This window comes from Inquilinus sp. OTU3971, assembly GCF_038440215.1.
Map to the genome: position 1 here is coordinate 1 of NZ_JASATH010000021.1, position 18,951 is coordinate 18,951.

The 18,951-nt window shown below is 68.1% G+C and carries 17 protein-coding genes and 1 tRNA gene; 7 read left to right on the forward strand and 11 right to left on the reverse strand.

Features of this window, described 5'->3' with window-relative positions:
- Positions 1–44 precede the first annotated feature (44 nt).
- The 3 genes from glmU to AAHM41_RS07720 all read right to left on the reverse strand — a co-directional run bounded on the left by glmU (position 45) and on the right by AAHM41_RS07720 (position 3,494).
- The gene (gene glmU, locus AAHM41_RS07710) at positions 45–1,403 is read right to left on the reverse strand and encodes a bifunctional UDP-N-acetylglucosamine diphosphorylase/glucosamine-1-phosphate N-acetyltransferase GlmU (protein WP_342235945.1); all 1,359 of its coding nucleotides are present in this window, start codon (positions 1,401–1,403) and stop codon (positions 45–47) included.
- Positions 1,404–1,506: 103 nt separating this feature from the next.
- Positions 1,507–2,346 (reverse strand): DUF3108 domain-containing protein, encoded by an 840-nt coding sequence (locus AAHM41_RS07715; protein ID WP_342235946.1) that lies wholly within the window; start codon positions 2,344–2,346, stop codon positions 1,507–1,509.
- Positions 2,347–2,516: 170 nt separating this feature from the next.
- Positions 2,517–3,494 (reverse strand): class I SAM-dependent methyltransferase, encoded by a 978-nt coding sequence (locus tag AAHM41_RS07720; RefSeq protein ID WP_342235947.1) that lies wholly within the window; start codon positions 3,492–3,494, stop codon positions 2,517–2,519.
- Positions 3,495–4,011: 517 nt separating this feature from the next.
- On the opposite strand from AAHM41_RS07720, the gene AAHM41_RS07725 reads away from it, so the two are divergent.
- Complete coding sequence (locus tag AAHM41_RS07725) at positions 4,012–5,064, forward strand: acyltransferase family protein (RefSeq protein ID WP_342235948.1); 1,053 nt, start codon at positions 4,012–4,014, stop codon at positions 5,062–5,064.
- A 67-nt stretch (positions 5,065–5,131) separates the two neighbouring features.
- On the opposite strand, the gene AAHM41_RS07730 is transcribed toward AAHM41_RS07725, so the two are convergent.
- The 3 genes from AAHM41_RS07730 to AAHM41_RS07740 all read right to left on the reverse strand — a co-directional run bounded on the left by AAHM41_RS07730 (position 5,132) and on the right by AAHM41_RS07740 (position 7,743).
- Positions 5,132–5,206, reverse strand: a tRNA-Val gene (locus tag AAHM41_RS07730).
- A gap of 80 nt (positions 5,207–5,286) precedes the next feature.
- Positions 5,287–6,282 carry a tRNA dihydrouridine(20/20a) synthase DusA gene (gene dusA, locus AAHM41_RS07735; RefSeq protein ID WP_342235949.1) on the reverse strand — a complete coding sequence of 332 codons (996 nt, stop codon included), beginning with the start codon at positions 6,280–6,282 and terminating at the stop codon, positions 5,287–5,289.
- A 54-nt stretch (positions 6,283–6,336) separates the two neighbouring features.
- Positions 6,337–7,743, reverse strand: a complete 1,407-nt coding sequence (locus tag AAHM41_RS07740; protein ID WP_342235950.1) for a DEAD/DEAH box helicase — start codon at positions 7,741–7,743, stop codon at positions 6,337–6,339.
- Between the two features lie 364 nt (positions 7,744–8,107).
- Between AAHM41_RS07740 and AAHM41_RS07745 the strand changes: the two genes are divergently transcribed.
- The 6 genes from AAHM41_RS07745 (at position 8,108) to AAHM41_RS07770 (ending at position 14,687) form a co-directional block, all read left to right on the forward strand.
- The gene (locus AAHM41_RS07745) at positions 8,108–9,022 is read left to right on the forward strand and encodes a LysR family transcriptional regulator (protein WP_342235951.1); all 915 of its coding nucleotides are present in this window, start codon (positions 8,108–8,110) and stop codon (positions 9,020–9,022) included.
- Between the two features lie 105 nt (positions 9,023–9,127).
- Complete coding sequence (locus tag AAHM41_RS07750; RefSeq protein WP_342235952.1) at positions 9,128–10,294, forward strand: ABC transporter substrate-binding protein; 1,167 nt, start codon at positions 9,128–9,130, stop codon at positions 10,292–10,294.
- Positions 10,295–10,451: 157 nt separating this feature from the next.
- A complete protein-coding gene (locus tag AAHM41_RS07755) occupies positions 10,452–11,483 on the forward strand; it encodes an ABC transporter ATP-binding protein (protein ID WP_342235953.1) in 1,032 nt (343 codons plus the stop codon).
- The gene (locus AAHM41_RS07760) at positions 11,480–12,427 is read left to right on the forward strand and encodes an ABC transporter permease (RefSeq protein ID WP_342235954.1); all 948 of its coding nucleotides are present in this window, start codon (positions 11,480–11,482) and stop codon (positions 12,425–12,427) included. Before AAHM41_RS07755 ends, AAHM41_RS07760 begins: the two co-directional genes overlap by 4 nt.
- Positions 12,417–13,247 (forward strand): ABC transporter permease, encoded by an 831-nt coding sequence (locus AAHM41_RS07765; protein WP_342235955.1) that lies wholly within the window; start codon positions 12,417–12,419, stop codon positions 13,245–13,247. The genes AAHM41_RS07760 and AAHM41_RS07765 overlap by 11 nt, the downstream gene beginning before the upstream one ends.
- Positions 13,248–13,259: 12 nt before the next feature.
- Positions 13,260–14,687, forward strand: a complete 1,428-nt coding sequence (locus AAHM41_RS07770) for a gamma-aminobutyraldehyde dehydrogenase (RefSeq protein ID WP_342235956.1) — start codon at positions 13,260–13,262, stop codon at positions 14,685–14,687.
- 125 nt (positions 14,688–14,812) lie between these two features.
- On the opposite strand, the gene AAHM41_RS07775 is transcribed toward AAHM41_RS07770, so the two are convergent.
- Genes AAHM41_RS07775 through AAHM41_RS07795 form a run of 5 tightly spaced genes read right to left on the reverse strand, consistent with a single transcriptional unit; the run spans position 14,813 to position 18,898 of the window.
- The gene (locus tag AAHM41_RS07775; RefSeq protein WP_342235957.1) at positions 14,813–15,520 is read right to left on the reverse strand and encodes a fumarylacetoacetate hydrolase family protein; all 708 of its coding nucleotides are present in this window, start codon (positions 15,518–15,520) and stop codon (positions 14,813–14,815) included.
- A complete protein-coding gene (locus AAHM41_RS07780) occupies positions 15,517–16,275 on the reverse strand; it encodes an ABC transporter permease (RefSeq protein ID WP_342235958.1) in 759 nt (252 codons plus the stop codon). The genes AAHM41_RS07775 and AAHM41_RS07780 overlap by 4 nt, the downstream gene beginning before the upstream one ends.
- A gap of 6 nt (positions 16,276–16,281) precedes the next feature.
- Positions 16,282–17,097, reverse strand: coding sequence for an ABC transporter ATP-binding protein (locus AAHM41_RS07785; protein WP_342235959.1), 816 nt, complete (start codon positions 17,095–17,097; stop codon positions 16,282–16,284).
- The gene (locus AAHM41_RS07790; protein WP_342235960.1) at positions 17,094–17,903 is read right to left on the reverse strand and encodes an ABC transporter permease; all 810 of its coding nucleotides are present in this window, start codon (positions 17,901–17,903) and stop codon (positions 17,094–17,096) included. The genes AAHM41_RS07785 and AAHM41_RS07790 overlap by 4 nt, the downstream gene beginning before the upstream one ends.
- Positions 17,900–18,898 (reverse strand): ABC transporter substrate-binding protein, encoded by a 999-nt coding sequence (locus tag AAHM41_RS07795; RefSeq protein ID WP_342235961.1) that lies wholly within the window; start codon positions 18,896–18,898, stop codon positions 17,900–17,902. The genes AAHM41_RS07790 and AAHM41_RS07795 overlap by 4 nt, the downstream gene beginning before the upstream one ends.
- Positions 18,899–18,951 lie beyond the last annotated feature (53 nt).

Here is an 18,951-nt window from a genome sequence, read left to right on the forward strand (position 1 = left end):
AGCGGCGACCGGCTTGGTCCCGACGATGCCGACGATGCCGCACATCAGCCCTTCTCCTGCTCGCGCTTGGCCTTCTCGGCCTTCTTTTTCGCACGGTAGCGCGGCGCCCAGCCAGGCTTGTCCTCCTGCCGGGCGCGGCCGATCGCCAGCGCATCCGGGGCGACGTCGCGGGTGATGACGCTGCCGGCGGCGATGTTGGAGCGGTCGCCGACCGTCACAGGAGCCACCAGCACGGTGTCGGAGCCGACGAAGACCTCCGCCCCGATGCTGGTGCGGAACTTGTTGTAGCCGTCGTAGTTCGAGACGATGGTGCCGGCGCCGATATTGGTCTTCTCGCCGACCGAGACGTCGCCGAGATAGGTCAGGTGGTTGGCCTTGGCGCCGGCGGCGAGGTCGGCCGCCTTCAGCTCGACGAAATTGCCGATATGCGCCCCCTCGCCCACCACCGTGGTCGGGCGCATCCGGGCGAAGGGCCCGATCCGGGCGCCGGAGCGGATCGTCGCCCCCTCGATATGGCAGAAACCCAGGATCTCGACCCCGTCCTCGATCGTCACGCCCCGGCCGAAGAAGGTCGATGGCCCGATCAGCACGTCGCGCCCGAGCTTGGTGTCGACCGAGAGCCAGACGGTCTTCGGGTCGACCAGCGTCGCGCCGCCGAGCATAGCCTGGTGGCGCAGCCGGTCCTGCAGGATGGCCTCGGCATCGGCCAGCTCGACCCGGGAGTTGATGCCCAGCACCTCGGCCGGGTCGCCCTCGACCACGCTGCAGGCCCAGCCGCGGGCCCGCGCCGCCTCGACCGTGTCGGTCAGGAAGAACTCGCCCTTGGCGTTGTTCGGCTTCAGCGCGGCGATCAGCTCCGGCAGGCGGCGGCTGTCGAAGGTCATGATGCCGGCGTTGCACAGGCCGATCCGGCGCTCGGCGTCACTGGCCTCGGAATATTCGACGATGCGGTCGAGGCCGCCGTCGCCGGTCAGCACCAGCCGGCCGTATTGTAGCGGGTCGGCCGGGCGCATGCCGAGCACCACTACCGCCGGGTCCTCGGCGGCGCGGCGGGCCGCGACCAGCCGTTCCAGCGTCGCCGTCGTCAGCAGCGGCGTGTCGCCGAACAGGACGATGACGTCGCCCGCGAAGCCCTCGACCGCCGGCAGCGCCGCGCGCACCGCGTCGCCGGTGCCCTTCTGGTCAGGCTGGACCACGGTCGGGACCGGGGCGACGCTCCTCGCCACCGCCTCCATCCCCGGCCCCACCACCACGGCGATCCGCTCCGGCGCCAGCGCCTGGGCGGCGGCGACCACATGGCCGAGCATCGAGCGGCCGGCGATCTCGTGCATCACCTTGGGGCGGTCGGATTTCATCCGGGTGCCCTTGCCGGCGGCGAGGATGAGGCAGGCGACAGCGCTCACGGGAGCTCCACAATCACGGACCATGTCCAGCGTGGTCTGCCACGGACGCCGCGAAAGCGAAATTCAATTATTGTTGCGACCGGTTACGCCATCCCGGCTGAGATCAGGAGGCACCGACCTGGATCGCGCGGAGATGCACGATGACGCGGCCCCAGGGGGACTCGCTCTGGATCCGCACCGGCACCGCTGGCAATCTGGCGCCGGGGGAGGCCAGCCAGGTGTCGATCACGCGCTGGTCCGGCGCCCGCGAGCTGGGCTGGAGATACTCGGTCGGCCTGGTGCTGCGCCGCTCGTCGCCGAAGTTGAAATCGCCGACCATCGGCGTCAGCGACACGGTGCAGCGCCGGGTCTCGCCGCCATACATCCCCTGCTCCGCCTTCTGCAGCATCACCGTGCCGCCATCGGCCAGATCGGCGCGGTACAGCCGGCGCCCGTCGAACACCGGGACCTGGCCCTGGCAGGCCTCGGCGCCGAGATGCAGGGCCTGCAGGATCGCGACCACGCCGCTCAGCGGATCGACCGCATGGACCAGCTTTTCCGGCGGGATGGTCTGCTCGCGCTTCGGCTTCTTGCTCGGCACGATCTCGACATCCATCCGGCCGCCGCCGAGGAAGGTGATGGTGGTGGTCCTGGCGTCGTCGCCGTTGATCCGCTCGACCACGTTGCGGGCCGGGCGCACCCGGGCGCCGTCCAGCCCGCCGCTCGACTGCACGTTCGAGCGCCAGTCGCTGAAGGTGGCGGCAATGCCGACGACATGGGCCGACAGGTCGACATCATAGCGGTCGCTCGCCAGCGAGACGCCGGAGGTCACCTCCAGCATGCGCACGCCGCCGACATAGACGTCATAGGTCATGCGGGCGCTGGCACCGGCGGCCGCGGCGGGGATTGCCGCGGCCAGGAGAGCGGCCGAGACGGCGATGGCGGTGGTGAGGAGACGGGGCATGCGCGTCTTGTACCTCGCAGCGGCGACGGGGCGCCAGACTGCGAAGAAACTGGGGCGCGATCGCGGCGATAACCAGGGGGCCCGGCCAAGAGCCGGCTCACCTTTCGGCCGAGCCGCGTCTCAGCCGAGGAAATCCGAGGCCTGTTTCGACGCCTTGAACCCCGGAGCCGCTAAAGCCGTCGCATCCAAAACGAGGCCGGCTCCCGTTCGCCGCCATGATAGAGGACGGGGCATGCCTCCTTGAGCTTTTCCGGATGCCGATGCCACAACCAGTTCATCCCGCACAGCACCTCGAATTCCCGGTTGAAGCTTAGAAATGCTTCAAGCAAGTATTGCTCGTTCCACAGCCGGCGTTCCTCCAGAACCCAGTCCGACCGATAATCACGTGGCGTGAAGATGTCGTGGATGTGGACAAAGCATCCCGATGGGATAATTTGAAGCAGATACAGGTATTCATATAAAACGTCGCCTTGCGGCCGAATGACATGTGTTGAGTCGATGAATAAGATGTCGTTCGGCTCCAACTCCTTGAAAATAGCTGGATCGATTGCTTCGACCTTTTCGCGGATGACTTCGACGCCGATCCGCTCCAGCCAGGGTTGCTCATACGGCTCGATGCAGACGTGGCGGCAACGATAGTTGCTGTCGTCCTTGATATTCCGCTCTATGGCCAGCCGCGCCATCAGCGTGGACTGGCCGCTGCCGATCTCGATGAGACGCGCCGGCTTGAAATGCCGAATCATGTTGTAGAGCGTTTCGGAATCGCCGGGGCCGAAGGTGTCGTTGATATAGCCGTAGGCGTCTTCCGCCGTCTTCTCCATCGGGATGGATCGCAGTTCGTCGGCGAAGTGGAATTTCTCCATCAGCGCGAACTGGCCCTGCTCATTGAAGTCTAAGCTGGGAATCACCCGCTCCTGTTCCAAGGGCTGGGTAATATCCGCCTTTGTCACGAACGGCGAATAGTAGTGATGGCGAATCAGGCTGACACCGATCCGGTCCACGAGCCCGCGCGACCGCGGCAGCCGGTGATTGCCTTTGACCAAGGCCCATAGCACAGGCGCGGTCAGCGCCACGACCGGCAGCGCGATCAGGTCGAGCACAGGTCCGGCCCGCTTCAGCATGGTCTTCACACCAGCCACCTTCACCATCACCTCGCCTTCTGATTATTTCCAGTTCTGCGTTTTTACTTTTCACGAGAAAAGCAAGACCGGTTCAATTGCAACAGATTAACTAAGACGGCCGTTGAGGCAAGCCCGGCGACGCCGGTTCGACGAGAAATTCGGATACAACCATGCATGATTGGATTGGATCGAGGCCTTGTCGCCCCAGGGCAGGCCTGTGGCAGTGTGACCCAGGGAGCAGGGGTTCCGGCGCGGGAGGGCGGCGCGGTAGCGTTGTCGAGATGATCGACAGGCGCGGGATCGAGCGGCGGTGGGCAGCGGACGGCTCGAAACGGGACGAACGGAGCCGTCGGGTGTTCGCGGCGAGCGAGGCGCGCGGCCGGCCGCTCACCGATCGTGTCGCCGTGGCGGCAATGATCGGCACGACAACCCCGGCCACAACCGCCATCGTAGCAGTTATCGTTGCGGCGCTCTAAGTACACATTTCTTGACATCGCGTCGCCGATGCATCACTGCCTGTCTATTCCGATATGGGAGAAATTGATTGCTGCTGTCAATTCAAGCATGCAGAGGGATTGCCGCGCTGCTGGTTGTGCTCTACCATTTGAATACGGAGATATTTCATAGACAAAAATACTTTCCCGGCCGACCATTCGGACAGATATTTGATTTCAGCCATGCGGGCGTTGAGTTCTTCTTTGTCCTCAGCGGGTTTATTATTGTCTTCGCTCACGGGCGCGACATCGGTCGTGTCGATCAGCTGGCTCGCTATCTGTGGCGCCGATTCCAGCGCATCTATCCAATCTACTGGGTCGTGCTCGTCGGGGTCGCTTCGATCTATTTCACGGTTCCGTCATTCGGCAAGGGCTACGAAACCGACCCCGTTACAATTCTGTCGTCTTTTACGCTGGTCTATGCGGATGGCAACACCGTCGTCGCGGTGGCCTGGACCCTCTACCACGAGGTCCTGTTCTACGCGGCCTTTGCTGCGCTGATCTGGAACCGGACAGCCGGCCTCGTCCTCTTCGGCGCCTGGGGCGTCGGCATCGTCGTCTTCCATGCCATCTCTCCGGACGCGACATCCTTCATTCGTTTCGTGGCCTCGCCGATGAACTTGCTGTTCCCGCTCGGCATGCTGTCGGCCGTCGTCTACAGATCGGGCGTCAAGCTGCCGGCCGGGACCGTCGCCGCAGTCGGCGCCTTGGTTTTCCTGGCCTGCGGCGCCGCCGAGTTGGTCTACGGTCGCTCGAAGGCCGGACCGCTGCTCTATGGCCTCGGAAGCGCACTGCTGATCGTCGGTCTTGGGCGGCTGGAGGCGACCGCTCGGATCCGCATTCCGAGAATCCTGGTATTCCTCGGTGCGGCGTCCTACTCGATCTACCTGACGCACTTTCCGCTGCTGTCCCTGTTCGGCAAGGTCGCGGTGGCGGCCGGCCTGCGATCGGTGCCGGAGTGGTTGTCGTTCCTGCTGATCGGCGCCGTCACGGTTGCGGTTGGGTGCGCCTTCCATGCCGTCATCGAACGCCCGTTGCTGCGCTGGATCGGGAACATCCGAAAGGCGTCGGGGCCGCATCCGCAGCCGGCGCAGACACGCTGAGCACGGCCAGATCGGTGCTGGTGTCCGGGGAGGCACCGGAAGCGGTGCCGAACTGCTTGAGAAGAAATGGTGGGCGCGACAGGGATTGAACCTGTGACCCCTCCCGTGTGAAGGGAGTGCTCTCCCGCTGAGCTACGCGCCCCCGCGTCGTCGGGGCCGCTTAAGTACGAGGCGGCATCCCGGCTGTCAAGGCCGCAATGCGGCGGCCGGACCGTCTTTTCCTCAGGCCGCCCGGCGCTGCTCGATCGCGGTCTCGACCAGGTCGAGGGCGGCGCGCAGCACCTCCGGCCCCGCCCCCGGGCGATGGGCGTTCTCGGCCAGATGCCGGCGGAACGCACGGGCGCCCGGCACGGCCTGGTACAGGCCGAGGATGTGGCGGGTCATCGACCCCAGCGGCACGCCGCGGGAGCGCATCGCCTCGACATAGGGCAGGAAACCGTCGACCACGTCGCGGCGGCTGCGGACGGGCCGATCCTCGCCGAAGATCCGACGGTCGGCCTCGGCCAGCATCCAGGGGTTCTGATAGGCCTCGCGGCCGATCATCACGCCGTCGAGATGGGCGAGTTGGTCCTCGGCGGCGTCGAGCGAGCCGATGCCGCCGTTGATGGCGATGGTCAGATGCGGGAAATCGCGCTTCAGCCGGTGCACCACCTCGTAGCGCAGCGGCGGGATCTCGCGGTTCTCCTTCGGGCTCAGCCCGCTCAGCCACGCCTTGCGGGCGTGCACGATGAAGGTATCGCAGCCGGTCTCGGCGATGGTGCCGATGAACTCGACCAGCGCTTCGTAGCTGTCGCGGTCGTCGATGCCGATGCGCGACTTGACCGTGACCGGCACGTCGCAGGCGGCGCGCATCGCGGCGACGCAGGCGGCGACGGTCGCAGGTTCCGCCATCAGGCAGGCGCCGAAGCGGCCGGACTGCACCCGGTCGCTCGGGCAGCCGACATTCATGTTGATCTCGGCATAGCCCCAGTCGGCGCCGATCGCCGCGGCGCGGGCCATCGCGTCGGGATCGCTGCCGCCGAGCTGCAGCGCCACCGGCTGCTCGGCCTCGGAGAAGCCGAGGATGCGGTCGCGGTCGCCATGCAGCACCGCCCCGGTCGTCACCATCTCGGTGTACAGCCGGACGCGGCGCGAGACCTGGCGCAGGAAGAACCGGCAATGCCGGTCCGTCCAGTCCATCATCGGCGCCACGGAGAGGCGGTGGGCGTTCGAGGTCATGGCCGCAGTCTAACGAGGAGGACGCCGGGACCGAAGCCCCGGCGCATCCTTTGGTTACCGACCGACGGGCCGGCGGCGCATCGGCGCCGAGCCGCCGTCATTGGCCGGCGCCGCACGGCGGTCGCCACCCTGCTGCGCCGGGCGCTGGCCCTGCCCCTGATGGCCATGCCCATGCGGACGCTGGCCGTGCGGGCCCTGGGGCCGCTGCCCCTGGCCGTGCGGGCGCTGGCCCTGATGGCTTTGCGGGCGCTGCCCCTGGCCCTGCGGCCGGCCGCGATGCTGGCGCGGGGCCGGGCCGGCGCCGCCCTGCCGGAACGGGATGGTGGAGCGATAGGCATGCTCCTCCACCACCGGCACCGGCTGGCGGATCAGCTTCTCGATGTCGCGCAGGAAGGCCCGCTCCTCGACGTCGCAGAACGAGATCGCCATGCCGTCGGCGCCGGCGCGCGCGGTACGGCCGATGCGGTGGACATAGCTCTCCGGCACGTTCGGCAGCTCGAAGTTGATGACATGGGTGACGCCGTCGACATCGATGCCGCGGGCGGCGATGTCGGTGGCGACCAGGACCCGGACCTTGCCGTTGCGGAAGCCCAGCAGGGCCCGCTCGCGCTGGCTCTGCGACTTGTTGCCGTGGATCGCGTCGGCGTTGATGCCGGCCTGGGTCAGCTGCTTGGCGACGCGGTCGGCGCCGTGCTTGGTGCGGGTGAACACCAGGACGCGGCGGATGCTCTCGTCGTCGCGCAGGATCTCGGTGAGCAGGGAGCGCTTGTCGTCCTTCTCGACGAACATGACGCGCTGGTCGATGCGCTCGGCCGTGGTCGCGACCGGCGCGACCTCGACCCGCACCGGGTCGGTCAGCAGGCGGCCGGCCAGGTCGGAGATGTCGGCCGGCATGGTGGCGGAGAAGAACAGGCTCTGGCGCTTCGCGGGGATGGTGGCGACGATCTTCCGGATCGCATGGATGAAGCCCATGTCGAGCATCTGGTCGGCTTCGTCGAGAACGAAGACTTCGAGATCGCTGAGCCGGATGGCGTTCTGGGACATCAGGTCGAGCAGGCGGCCGGGGGTGGCGACCAGGACGTCGACGCCCTGCGCCATGGTGCGGATCTGCGGGCCCATGCCGACGCCGCCGAACACGGTGGTGCGGGTCAGCGGCAGGTGGCGGCCATAGACGCGGAAGCTCTCGGCGATTTGGCTGGCCAGCTCGCGGGTCGGGCTCAGCACCAGCACGCGGCAGCCGCGGCGCGGCGGGGTGCGCCGGTCGGCCATCAGCCGGTGCAGGATCGGCAGGGCGAAGGCGGCGGTCTTGCCGGTGCCGGTCTGGGCGACGCCCAGCAGGTCGCGGCCCTGCATCAGATGGGGGATGGACTGCGCCTGGATCGGCGTCGGGGTCTCGTAGCCTTCAGCCGACAGCGCCTTGAGAAGGAGCGGGTTCAGGCCGAGATCGGTAAAGTTGGTCAAGGGATGCTTTCGGTAACAACGACGCCGGACCACTGGACTCCGGTTCGTGCCGGGGTCGTGGCGATAAGCGCGGGATTGACGATGACGCCCCGCGCGATCTGGGCAGTCGGATGACTTCGATCGGGACCGACAGGACGCATCCCGGAGGGAGCGCTCACGCGATCGGTGGCCGACGGCTGCGTCGTGGACCAAACCACTGCAGCGCCCGGAATGTCGTTGCGCAGTGCACAAAAGTCAAGGCTTACCGCCGATCGCATTCCTGCCCTGCATGGCAAGTCAGGATATTTCGTTCGGTTTTGCCGATCCAAGGCCCCTCCCATCGATTTTTCTTGCAGCCGAGACTCGGGCGCGGGACCGTGACGGCATGAACGTCACCCTGCGCCAGATCGCCTATTTCACCGCGGTGGCGGAGGCCGGCTCGGTCTCCGGCGGCGCCGCGGCGGTCGGCATCTCGCAATCGGCGATCACCGATGCCCTGAAGGCGCTGGAGGAGCAGACCGGCGCCCGGCTGTTCGAACGCCACGCCCGCGGCGTCATCCTGACCTATCCCGGCCACCAGTTCCTGCGCCATGCCCGCACCATCCTGGCGGCGGTGGCCGACGCCCAGAACGCTCTGAAGACGCTGCCCGAGGCGGTGCAGGGCACGCTGCCGCTCGGCGTCACCACCATGGTGTCCGGCTATTTCCTGGCCGACCTGCTGGCCCGGTTCCGGCGGGTGTTCCCGAATGTCACGGTCGAGGTGATCGAGGAAGAGCGGACCTATATCGAGCATCTGATGATCAACGGCGAGATCGCGGTCGCGGTGATGATCGTCTCGACCCTGGACAACCGCGATGCGCTGGAGAGCGAGATTCTGGTCCGCTCGGAGAGCCGGCTGTGGCTGCCGCCGGACCATCGCTTCATGGGGCGCGAGGCGATCCCGCTGGCCGAGATCGTCGACGAGCCGCTGATCGCGCTGGCGGTGGACGAGATCGTCGAGGCCAGCGACCTGTTCTGGCGGGCCGCCGGGCTGATCCCGAAGCGGGTGCTGCGCACGGCGTCGGTCGAGGCCGTGCGCAGCCTGGTGGCGACGGGCACCGGCGTCGCCATCCTGCCCGACATGGCCTACCGCCCCTGGTCGCTGGAAGGCGACCGGATCGAGGCGCGGCCGATCGCCGACTCCCTGCCGACCCTCGATGTCGGCGTGGTCTGGCGCCGCGGCTCGCCGCTCTCGACCCAGGCCGAGACCTTCATCCAGGTGGCGCGCACCCATCCGGCGCCGCGCCTGCGGTCGCTGTAGCCATCGGTTTCTCCGATAGCAAATCAGGATATTTCATATTTCTCGGCGTTCCGGCAACGGACCTACCATTCTTCCCAACAACACGACACCAACGGGGAGACCAATATGGGATCGCAGCTTCGCCGGATGCTCGCCCTGGGCAGCGCCCTCGCCGTGTTCGGCACCACCACTCTTGCCGGTGCGGCGCCGCTGACAGCGGTCGGCGCGGGCGAGGGCCAGGTCGATATCGTCGCCTGGGCCGGCTATATCGAGCGCGGCGACACCGACAAGGCCTATGACTGGGTCACCGGCTTCGAGAAGGAAACCGGCTGCAAGGTCAACGTCAAGACCGCCGGCACCTCGGACGAGATGGTGGCGCTGATGAACGAGGGCGGCTTCGACCTCGTCACCGCCTCCGGCGACGCCAGCCTGCGCCTGATCTACGGAAAGCGCGTGCAGGAGATCAACACCGAGCTGGTCCCAGGCTGGAAGACGATCGACCCGCGGCTGCAGAACGCGCCCTGGTTCACCGTCGACGGCAAGCATTACGGCGTGCCCTATCAGTGGGGCCCGAACGTGCTGGCCTACAACACCGATGTGTTCAAGGAGCCGCCGAAGAGCTGGAGCGTGGTGTTCGAGCCGACCACCCTGCCCGACGGCAAGCCGAACAAGGGCCGGATCGAGGCCTATGACGGGCCGATCTACATCGCCGACGCGGCGCTGTACCTGATGAAGGCGAAGCCCGAGCTGGGGATCAAAGATCCCTATCAATTGAACGAGGAGCAGTACAAGGCCGCGCTCGACCTGCTGCGCGGCCAGCGCCAGCTGGTGATGCGCTACTGGCACGACGCCATGGCCCAGGTCGACGACTTCGTCAACGAGGGCGTCGTCGCCTCCTCGACCTGGCCGTTCCAGGTCAACCTGCTGAAGTCGCAGAACAAGGCGATCGCCAGCGTGATCCCGGAGGAAGGGGCGACGGGCTGGGCCGACACCACCATGCTGCATGTCGACGCGGCGCATCCGAACTGCGCCTACAAATGGCTGCAGCACTCGCTGAACCCCAAGCTGCAGGGCGACCTCGCCGCCTGGTTCGGCTCGGTGCCGGTGGTGCCGGACGCCTGCAAGGGCAACGAGCTGCTCGGCGCCGAGGGCTGCAAGACCAACGGCTTCGACAATTTCGAGAAGATCCACTTCTGGACCACGCCGCGCCAGCAATGCGAGGCGCATCCGGAAGGCTGCGTGCCCTATCTGCGCTGGGCCACGGACTACATCGCCGTCCTGGGCGGGCGTTAGGCTCGCGACACGCCTCTCCATCCTGTCATCGCCGGGCTTGACCCGGCGATCCAGGGGCCATGAAGACCTGCTCTTGCCGCCCTGAGTGCCCGGGTCAAGCCCAGGCATGACAGGAAGGCACAGGGCCGCGCCCTTCATTCATCACCGGGCCGATCCCATGACCGACCGCAGCACTGCCGTCCGCTTCGACCATGTCAGCCGCCATTTCGGGTCGGTGCGGGCGGTGGACGATGTCAGCTTCGAGATCCGCGACGGCGAGTTCTTCTCCATGCTCGGGCCTTCCGGCTCCGGCAAGACCACCTGCCTGCGCCTGATCGCGGGGTTCGAACAGCCGACCGCGGGGCACCTGCTGCTGCACGGGCGCGACGTCTCGGCCACCCCGCCCTATGACCGCGACGTCAACACCGTGTTCCAGGACTACGCCCTGTTCCCGCATATGAGCGTGTGGGAGAACGTGGCCTATGGCCTGATGATCCGGCGCGTGCCGAAGCCGGAGCGGCGGCGTCGCGCCGAGGAGATGCTGGCCATGGTCAAGCTCGGCGATCTCGCCGGGCGGCGGCCGGCCCAGCTGTCGGGCGGCCAGCGCCAACGCGTCGCCCTGGCCCGCGCCCTGGTCAACCGCCCCTCGGTGCTGCTGCTGGACGAGCCGCTCGGCGCCCTCGACCTCAAGCTGCGCGAGGCGATGCAGGAGGAGCTGAAGGCGCTGCAGCGCCAGGTCGGCATCACCTTCGTCTACGTCACCCACGACCAGGGCGAGGCCCTGGCGATGAGCGACCGGGTGGCGGTGTTCAACCGCGGCCGGGTCGAGCAGATCGACACCCCCTCCGCGATCTACGACCGGCCGGCCACCGCCTTCGTCGCCGGCTTCGTCGGCGCCTCCAACATGGTCGACGCCGCCACCGCCGGGAAGCTGATGGGCCAGGCCCAGCCCTTCGCCCTGCGGCCGGAGCGCATCCGCATCCTCGGCGACGGCCAGCCGGCGCCGGCGGATGCGGTCGAGGTGGCCGGCACGGTCGACGGCGTCAGCTTCCTCGGCGCCACCACCCGCTACCGCGTGGCGCTGGCCCCGGGCGGCGCCGTCGACGTGGTCGAGTCCAATCTCGACGCCACGCCTAAGACGCCGGGACAGGCGGTGCGGCTGGCTTGGCGGCGCGACCACGCCCACCCGCTAGAGGGTGTCGCGGCATGACCATGGCCGCTGCCCTCCCCGCCCCCGCGGCGGACGGAATCGGCCGGCGCGCGGCGCGGCTGCTGTACCGCAACGGCTGGCTGCTGCTGGTCCTGCTGCTGACGCCGCCGCTCTTGTGGCTCGGCGTGGTCTATCTCGGCTCGCTGTTCGCCCTGCTGCTGCAGAGCTTCTATTCGGTCGACGGCTTCACCGGGATGATCGTCCCGGAATTCACCCTGTCGACCTATGCCGACCTGCTGACCGCCGCCAATATGGATGTGGTGCTGCGCACCGCGGGGATGGCCACGGCGGTGACGATCCTGTGCGCGCTGATCGGCTTCCCGATTGCCTATTACGCGGCGCGTTACGCCCGCGGCCGGGCCAAGGCGGCCTTCTACATCGCGATCATGCTGCCGCTGTGGTCGAGCTACCTGGTCAAGGTCTATGCCTGGAAGCTGATCCTGGCGCGCGAGGGCGTGGTCACCTGGCTGGCCGCCAAACTGCACCTGACCTGGCTCCTGGACGGCATCCTGGCCCTGCCGGTGGTCGGCGGCGCGTCGCTGTCCAGCGCCTATCTCGGCACCGCCGTGGTCTTCGTCTACATCTGGCTGCCCTACATGATCCTGCCGGTGCAGGCTGCGCTGGAGCGGGTGCCGCGGTCGCTGACCGAGGCCTCGGCCGATCTCGGCGCCCGGCCGTCCCAGACCTTCCGCACCGTGATCCTGCCGCTGGCTTTCCCGGGCGTGGCCGCAGGGTCGATCTTCACCTTCTCGCTGACCCTCGGCGACTACATCATCCCCGGCATCATCGGCTCCTCCCGCCCCTTCATCGGCCAGGTGGTGCTGCAGCTGCAGGGCACCGCCGGCAACGTGCCGCTGGCCGCCGCCTTCACCGTGGTGCCGATCGTGATCATGGCGGTGTACCTGACGGCGGCGAAACGCCTGGGGGCCTTCGATGCGCTCTGACGGCAAAGCCACGGCAGGGACCAGCGCGCCGCTCGGCCTGCGCCTGATGGCCCTCGGCGGCATCCTGTTCCTGCATGTGCCGCTGCTGTTCATCCTGCTCTACGCCTTCTCCAGCGACGAGAAGACCTTCCAGTTCCCGCCGCCAGGCCTGACGCTGCAATGGTTCGCCGTCGCCTGGCTGGACCGGCCGGACATCTGGGCCGCCCTGTGGCTGTCGGTGAAGGTGGCGGCGATGGCGACGCTGCTGGCGATCGTGCTGGGCACCTGCGCCGCCGCCGCGGTCTGGCGCAGCCGCTTCTTCGGCCGGGAATCGCTGTCGCTGCTGATCATCCTGCCGATCGCCCTGCCCGGCATCATCACCGGCATCGCCCTGCGCTCGGCCTATTCGCTGATGGAGATCCCGTTCAGCGTCTGGACCATCGTCATCGGCCACGCCACCTTCTGCATCGTCGTCGTCTACAACAACGTGCTGGCCCGGTTCCGGCGCACCTCCGGCTCGCTGATCGAGGCGTCGATGGATCTCGGCGCCGACGGGTTCCAGACCTTCCGCCATGTGGTGCTGCCGAACATCGCCACGGCGCTCTTGGCCGGCGGCATGCTGGCCTTCGCGCTCAGCTTCGACGAGGTGATCGTCACCACCTTCACCGCCGGGCAGCAGCAAACCCTGCCGATCTGGATGCTGTCCGAGCTGATCAAGCCGCGGCAGCGGCCGGTGACCAATGTCGTCGCCATCATCGTCATCGTGGTGACATTCCTGCCGATCCTCGGCGCCTATTACCTCACCCGCGACACCCACGATTTCTCCGGCTCCGGTAAGTAAGGGAGAGTTTCCATGGACATCGAGCTTCTGATCGACGGCGCCCTGGCGAAGGGCGAAGGCCAGGCCGAGCAGGTGCTGAACCCGGCGACCGGCAAGCTGATCGTCGCGGTGCCGGAGGCCTCGCAGGCCCAGCTCAACGCTGCGGTGGCTGCCGCCTCCCGCGCCTTCGAAAGCTGGTCGCTGACCACCCCGGCCCAGCGCGCCGGCCACCTCCTGAAGCTGGCCGACGCGATCGAGCGCGAAGCCGAGGCCTTCGCCCGGCTGGAATCGCTGAACTGCGGCAAGCCCTATGCCCGGGTGCTGGAAGACGAGCTGCCGGCGATCATCGACACCTTCCGCTTCTTCGCCGGCGCCACGCGCTGCCTGACCGGCTCGGCCGCGGGCGAATACGTCGCCAACCACACCAGCATGATCCGGCGCGACCCGATCGGCGTGGTCGGGTCGATCGCGCCCTGGAACTACCCGTTGATGATGCTGGCCTGGAAGATCGCCCCGGCACTGGCCGCCGGCAACACGGTGGTGATGAAGCCGTCGGAGCAGACGCCGCTGACCGCGCTGAAGCTGGCCCGCACCCTGGGCGAGATCTTCCCCAAGGGCGTGATCAACATCGTCACCGGCCGGGGCGAGACCGTGGGATCCGCCCTGACCGCCCATCCGCAGGTGCGGATGGTGTCGCTGACCGGCGACATCGCCACCGGCCAGAAGGTGCTGCAGGCGGCGGTCAAGAACCTGAAGCGCACCCATCTCGAGCTCGGCGGCAAGGCGCCGGTGCTGGTGTTCGACGATGCCGACCTGGACGCCGTGGTGGCGGGCGTGCGCGCCGGCGGCTTCTACAATGCCGGGCAGGATTGCACCGCCGCCTGCCGCATCTATGCCGGGCCGAAGATCTACGACCGGCTGGTGGCCGACCTGGCCGGCGCCGTCGCCAGCCTGAAATACGGCTCGCCCGATGACGCCGCGACCGAGCTGGGGCCGCTGATCAGCGAGCGCCAGCGCGACCGGGTGGCCAGCTTCGTCGAGCGCGCGGCGGCGCAGAAGCACACCGAGATCGTGACCGGCGGCGGCAAGGCCGAGGGCGACGGCTACTTCTTCAAGCCAACCCTGGTGGCCGGCGCGCTGCAGAGCGACGAGATCGTGCGCAAGGAGGTGTTCGGGCCGGTGGTCTCGGTGACCCGCTTCGACGACCCGGACGCCGCCATCGCCTGGGCCAATGACAGCGACTACGGCCTCGCCTCCTCGGTCTGGACCAGCAATGTGAAGACGGCGCTGAAGACCGCGGCGCGGCTGCAGTATGGCTGCGTCTGGGTGAACGCCCATTTCACCCTGACCAGCGAGATGCCGCATGGCGGGCTGAAGATGTCCGGCTACGGCAAGGACATGTCGATGTACGGCCTCGAGGACTACACCGTCGTCCGCCACGTGATGCTGAATTTCAGCTGACCCCTACTCCCTTTCCTGTCATTGCCGGGCTTGACCCGGCAATCCAGGGCCACCGAGAACCGTTCTGGTCGCCCCTGGATCCTCGGGTCAAGCCCGAGGATGACAGGAAAAGGGCTGTGGGCGCCTTACACCACCGCCACCCGGATCTCGCCGACGCCGTCGACGTGGCCGACCATCTCGTCGCCGCGGACCACCGCCCCGACCCCGGCGGGCGTGCCGGAGAAGATCAGGTCGCCCGGCTGCAGCTCGAACAGGCCGGAGAGGTAGGAGATCATCTCCGGCACCTTCCAGATCATCTGGTTCAGGTCGCCCTCCTGCCGCCGCTGGCCGTTGACGTCGAGCCAGACGGTCCCGGCCGCCGGATGGCCGATCTCGGCGACGGTGCGGATCGGGCCGCAGGGCGCCGAATGCTCGAAGGCCTTGCCGACCTCCCAGGGCCGGCCGAGCTTCTTGGCCTCGCCCTGCAGGTCGCGCCGGGTCATGTCGAGCCCGACGGCATAGCCGTAGACATGGTCGAGCGCGCTCTCGAGCGGGATGTCGCGGCCGCCCGACCTGAGCGCCACCACCAGCTCGACCTCGTGATGCACGTCGGAGGTCGCCGATGGGTAGGGGAAGCGGCCGTCGCTGCGCAGGTTGGACGGGTTCTTCTGGAAGAAGAACGGCGGCTCGCGGTCCGGGTCGTGCCCCATCTCCACCGCATGCGCCGCGTAGTTGCGGCCAACGCAGTAGACGCGATGCACCGGGAACAGCCGGCCGGTGCCGAGCACGGGCAGCGCCGGGACGGGCGGCGGGGCGATGACGAACTCCGGTGTCCCGGGCGTGGCCATATTCATGACTGTCGTACTCCTGCGTAATAGGCGATGCGGTGCTCGAGCCGGGAGACCAGCCCGGAGAGGAGAAGCGCGAAGGCGAAGAGGACCAGGGTCAGGGCCCAGAACTCGGCCATCAGGAAGTTGCGGGAATAGAGCTCGAACAGCGCGCCGAAGCCGATGATCGACACCAGCAGCTGCCCGACCACCACGCCCTTGACGCCGCGGATCAGCCCGACCCGGATGCCGGCCAGGATCTCCGGCAGCGCGGCCAGCAGCAGGATCCGGCTGGCGGTCTGCCAGCGCGTCGCGCCGAAGGAGTGCGCCATCTCCACCAGCGACGGCGGCACGTGCCGGATGCCGGCGCGGGTGTCGAGCGCGATGATCCAGACGGCGAACAGGAAGACCGTGACCACGACGGTCGCGGTGCCCATGCCGAACAGCAGCATGATCACCGGCACCAGCGCCGACAGCGGCGCGCTGACGAACAGGTTGACCCACATGCCGGCGAATTGGTCGACCGCGGTGAAGCGCCCCATCAGCGCGCCGAGCGGCACGCCGACGGCGATGGCGAGCGCCATGCCGAGGGCGAAGCTGACCACCGTGATCAGCGCGGCGTCGAGGAAGCTTTGCGTCGGGACCACGGTGAACAGCGCCGCGACGACCTCGGAGAAGGGCGGGAACAGCAGGACGAGGCCGAGCCGGCCGACGACCTCCCAGACCAGGGCCCAGAGGATCAGCGACGCCATCATCGGGATGCGGTGGCCGAAGACGGTCATGACCCCCTACTCCACATAGCGCCGCAGGCCGCGCCAGATGTCCTCGACCGTGTCGATGTAGACGGGGTCGCGGCGGATCTCGTCGGGCGTGCCCTGGCGCGGAATCTCCGGCACCACGATCTCCGACACCCGGCCGGGCCGCGGCGACAGGAGGACGATGCGATCGGACAGGTAGACCGCCTCCTCGATCGAATGGGTGACGACGATGAAGGTCTTGCGCTCCTCGCGGCACAGCGCCAGCAGGTCCTCCTGGAACTTGCGCCTTGTCTGCTCGTCGACGGCGCTGAACGGCTCGTCCATCAGCAGCACCTCGGCGTCGACCGCTAGCGCCCGGGCCAGGCCGACGCGCTGGCGCATGCCTCCGGACAGCTGGTGCGGATAGCGGTCCTCGAAGCCGGCGAGGCCGACCCGGGCGATGTGGCGGCGGGCCGTGTCCTCGCGCTCCGACTTGTCCACGCCCTTCAGCTCCAGGCCGAAGGCGACGTTGCGCAGCACCGTGGCCCAGGGCATCAGGGCGAAATCCTGGAACACGAAGGCACGGTCCGGGCCCGGCGCGGTGACGGTGCGGCCGCGGACCAGAACCTCGCCGGCGGTCGGCTGCATCAGCCCGGCGATGATCTTGAGAAGGGTGGTCTTGCCGCAGCCGGACGGGCCCAGCAGGCTGGTCAGCTCGCCGGCGCGGAAGGCCAGGGAGACGCCGTCCAGCGCCACCACCTGGGTGCCGTAGCGCTTGACGATGCCACGGACCTCGACCGCGGGCTCGGCCGGTTCCGCCACCTGATGGTCCCGGGGCAACGGCATGGCGGCGCTGCTCTTGCTCATGGCTGTCCTCGTTTTTCCGGCCGGAACAGGGCGACCTCGACCCGCTGCAGCGCCCCCACGGTCACCGCGGCGAAGAGGATGATCGAGGCGATGGTGGCGTACATCTCGGGATAGTCGGCGACCGAGCGATGATAGGTGATCAGGTCGCCGATCCCGGTCGGGGTGATCAGCAGCTCGGCCAGGACCACGCCGATGAAGCCGGCCGAGATGCCGAGCCTGAGGCCGGCGAAGATCATGGGGCTGGCATCCGGGATCACGATCTTGCGCACGATCTGCCGGCGGGTCGCCATGAAGGACCGGGCCATGTCGACCAGCGACGGCCCGACATGGCGCACCGCCTGGTAGCTGTTCAGCACCATCACCGGCAGGGCCAGCATGACCACGGCGACGACCTTGGCGGTCAGGCCGATGCCGTAGACGAAGGTGGTCAGCGGGATCAGCGCCGCCATCGGCGCCGCCTGCATGACGATGAAGATCGGCGCCCCGGCCCATTCCAGGCTGCGGTTCAGCCCCATGGCGACGCCGCAGCCGATCCCGGCGACGGCAGAGATGACGAGGCCGAGCAGCAGCGGCTGCAGCGTGTCGAGATAGGCCGTCGCCAGGCTGCCATCCGCGACCAGCCGCCCGAACGCCGCGACCGTGGCGCTGAACGAGGGCAGCGCGTAGTTGACCGGGATCCGGCCCGCGATCTCCCACCCGCCGCACAAGACGACGATCGAGGCGAGGCGCCAGAACAGCGGGTCGGCGGCCAGGGCGGCGAGGAAGCCGCCCCTCCGCCCGGCTTCGGCGACGGCGGCGCTCGTCACTTCCGGCCGACCTTGTCCAGCGCCTTGTTCAGCGGCGTGAAGGTCCAGAAATCCTCGACCTTGAGCGTGGCCGGGTCGCCCTGCAGCTGGCCGGCGACGGCATAGAAGGCGAAATCGTCCTTCACCGCCGCCTCGCCGCCGCCGTTCAGCGGATACATGCCGGCGGCGACGGAGTCCTGGTAGAAGGGTACGATCTCGGGCTCCAGCTCGGCCGGCAGGTCGGCCAGCAGCTTGTGGGTCTTGCGCAGATCCCCGACGACGGCCGGGTTTGCGGCGATCTCGCGCCAGGTGTTCAGCAGCTCCTCGGCCAGGATGCCGGCGGCTTCGGCATTGGTCTCCAGGAACTCGGTGTTGGCGAAGAGCGCCTCATCGCTGGCGTTGACCTCGCCGACCTCGAGCAGCTTGAACTTGCCGCCGCCCTTCTCCTGCAGCAGCCGCCAGCCGGCGGAGTCGACAATCGTGGCCTTCACCGCGCCCTGCAGCAGGGCGCCGGCGCGGACCTCCGACCCCGGCACGTAGCTGACCTTGCCGTATTTGATGCCGCTGCGCTGGGCCATCAGCATCATGATCGCCTCGGTGCCGGAGCCGCGGGAATGCACCGCCACCTCCTGGCCGTCCAGGTCCTTCCAGTCCTGGTAGAACTCGGTGTTCACCACCGGGTAGAAGCGCAGCGTGCTCATCTGGAAGAACAGCCGGATCGGCGCCCCGACCTTCTGCAGCAGCGCGTAGGGCGTGCCGACGCCGATATCGGCCTGGCCGCTGACCACGGCCTGGGCAGCAATGTCCTCGGATTTGAAGAAGGTCAGCTCGACCGGGACGCCGCGGGCGCGGGTCCGCTCGATCGCGATCAGGAAATTCAGGCTCTCGACCGACGGGATGTCGCCGAAGGCGATCCGGACCGGATCCGCCGCCCTGGCCGACAGCGGCAAGGCCAGCACCAGGGCGAACAGGAGACCGGCGGCGCGGCGGGTGACTCGGGTGGCAAGGCACGGCATGGCTCTCTCCTCCCTTGCATCGGCGGGCTTGCGCGCCCGCGCTTTGACCAATG

What these genes read in the sequence shown, in the direction of transcription:
- AAHM41_RS07715 (WP_342235946.1), bottom strand. Translation starts at nt 2,346, where the DNA reads ATGCCCCGTCTCCTCACCACCGCCATCGCCGTCTCGGCCGCTCTCCTG.
- AAHM41_RS07720 (WP_342235947.1), bottom strand. Translation starts at nt 3,494, where the DNA reads ATGGTGAAGGTGGCTGGTGTGAAGACCATGCTGAAGCGGGCCGGACCT.
- dusA (WP_342235949.1), bottom strand. Translation starts at nt 6,282, where the DNA reads ATGACCTCGAACGCCCACCGCCTCTCCGTGGCGCCGATGATGGACTGG.
- AAHM41_RS07745 (WP_342235951.1), top strand. Translation starts at nt 8,108, where the DNA reads ATGAACGTCACCCTGCGCCAGATCGCCTATTTCACCGCGGTGGCGGAG.
- AAHM41_RS07750 (WP_342235952.1), top strand. Translation starts at nt 9,128, where the DNA reads ATGGGATCGCAGCTTCGCCGGATGCTCGCCCTGGGCAGCGCCCTCGCC.
- AAHM41_RS07755 (WP_342235953.1), top strand. Translation starts at nt 10,452, where the DNA reads ATGACCGACCGCAGCACTGCCGTCCGCTTCGACCATGTCAGCCGCCAT.
- AAHM41_RS07760 (WP_342235954.1), top strand. Translation starts at nt 11,480, where the DNA reads ATGACCATGGCCGCTGCCCTCCCCGCCCCCGCGGCGGACGGAATCGGC.
- AAHM41_RS07765 (WP_342235955.1), top strand. Translation starts at nt 12,417, where the DNA reads ATGCGCTCTGACGGCAAAGCCACGGCAGGGACCAGCGCGCCGCTCGGC.
- AAHM41_RS07770 (WP_342235956.1), top strand. Translation starts at nt 13,260, where the DNA reads ATGGACATCGAGCTTCTGATCGACGGCGCCCTGGCGAAGGGCGAAGGC.
- AAHM41_RS07775 (WP_342235957.1), bottom strand. Translation starts at nt 15,520, where the DNA reads ATGAATATGGCCACGCCCGGGACACCGGAGTTCGTCATCGCCCCGCCG.
- AAHM41_RS07780 (WP_342235958.1), bottom strand. Translation starts at nt 16,275, where the DNA reads ATGACCGTCTTCGGCCACCGCATCCCGATGATGGCGTCGCTGATCCTC.
- AAHM41_RS07785 (WP_342235959.1), bottom strand. Translation starts at nt 17,097, where the DNA reads ATGAGCAAGAGCAGCGCCGCCATGCCGTTGCCCCGGGACCATCAGGTG.
- AAHM41_RS07795 (WP_342235961.1), bottom strand. Translation starts at nt 18,898, where the DNA reads ATGCCGTGCCTTGCCACCCGAGTCACCCGCCGCGCCGCCGGTCTCCTG.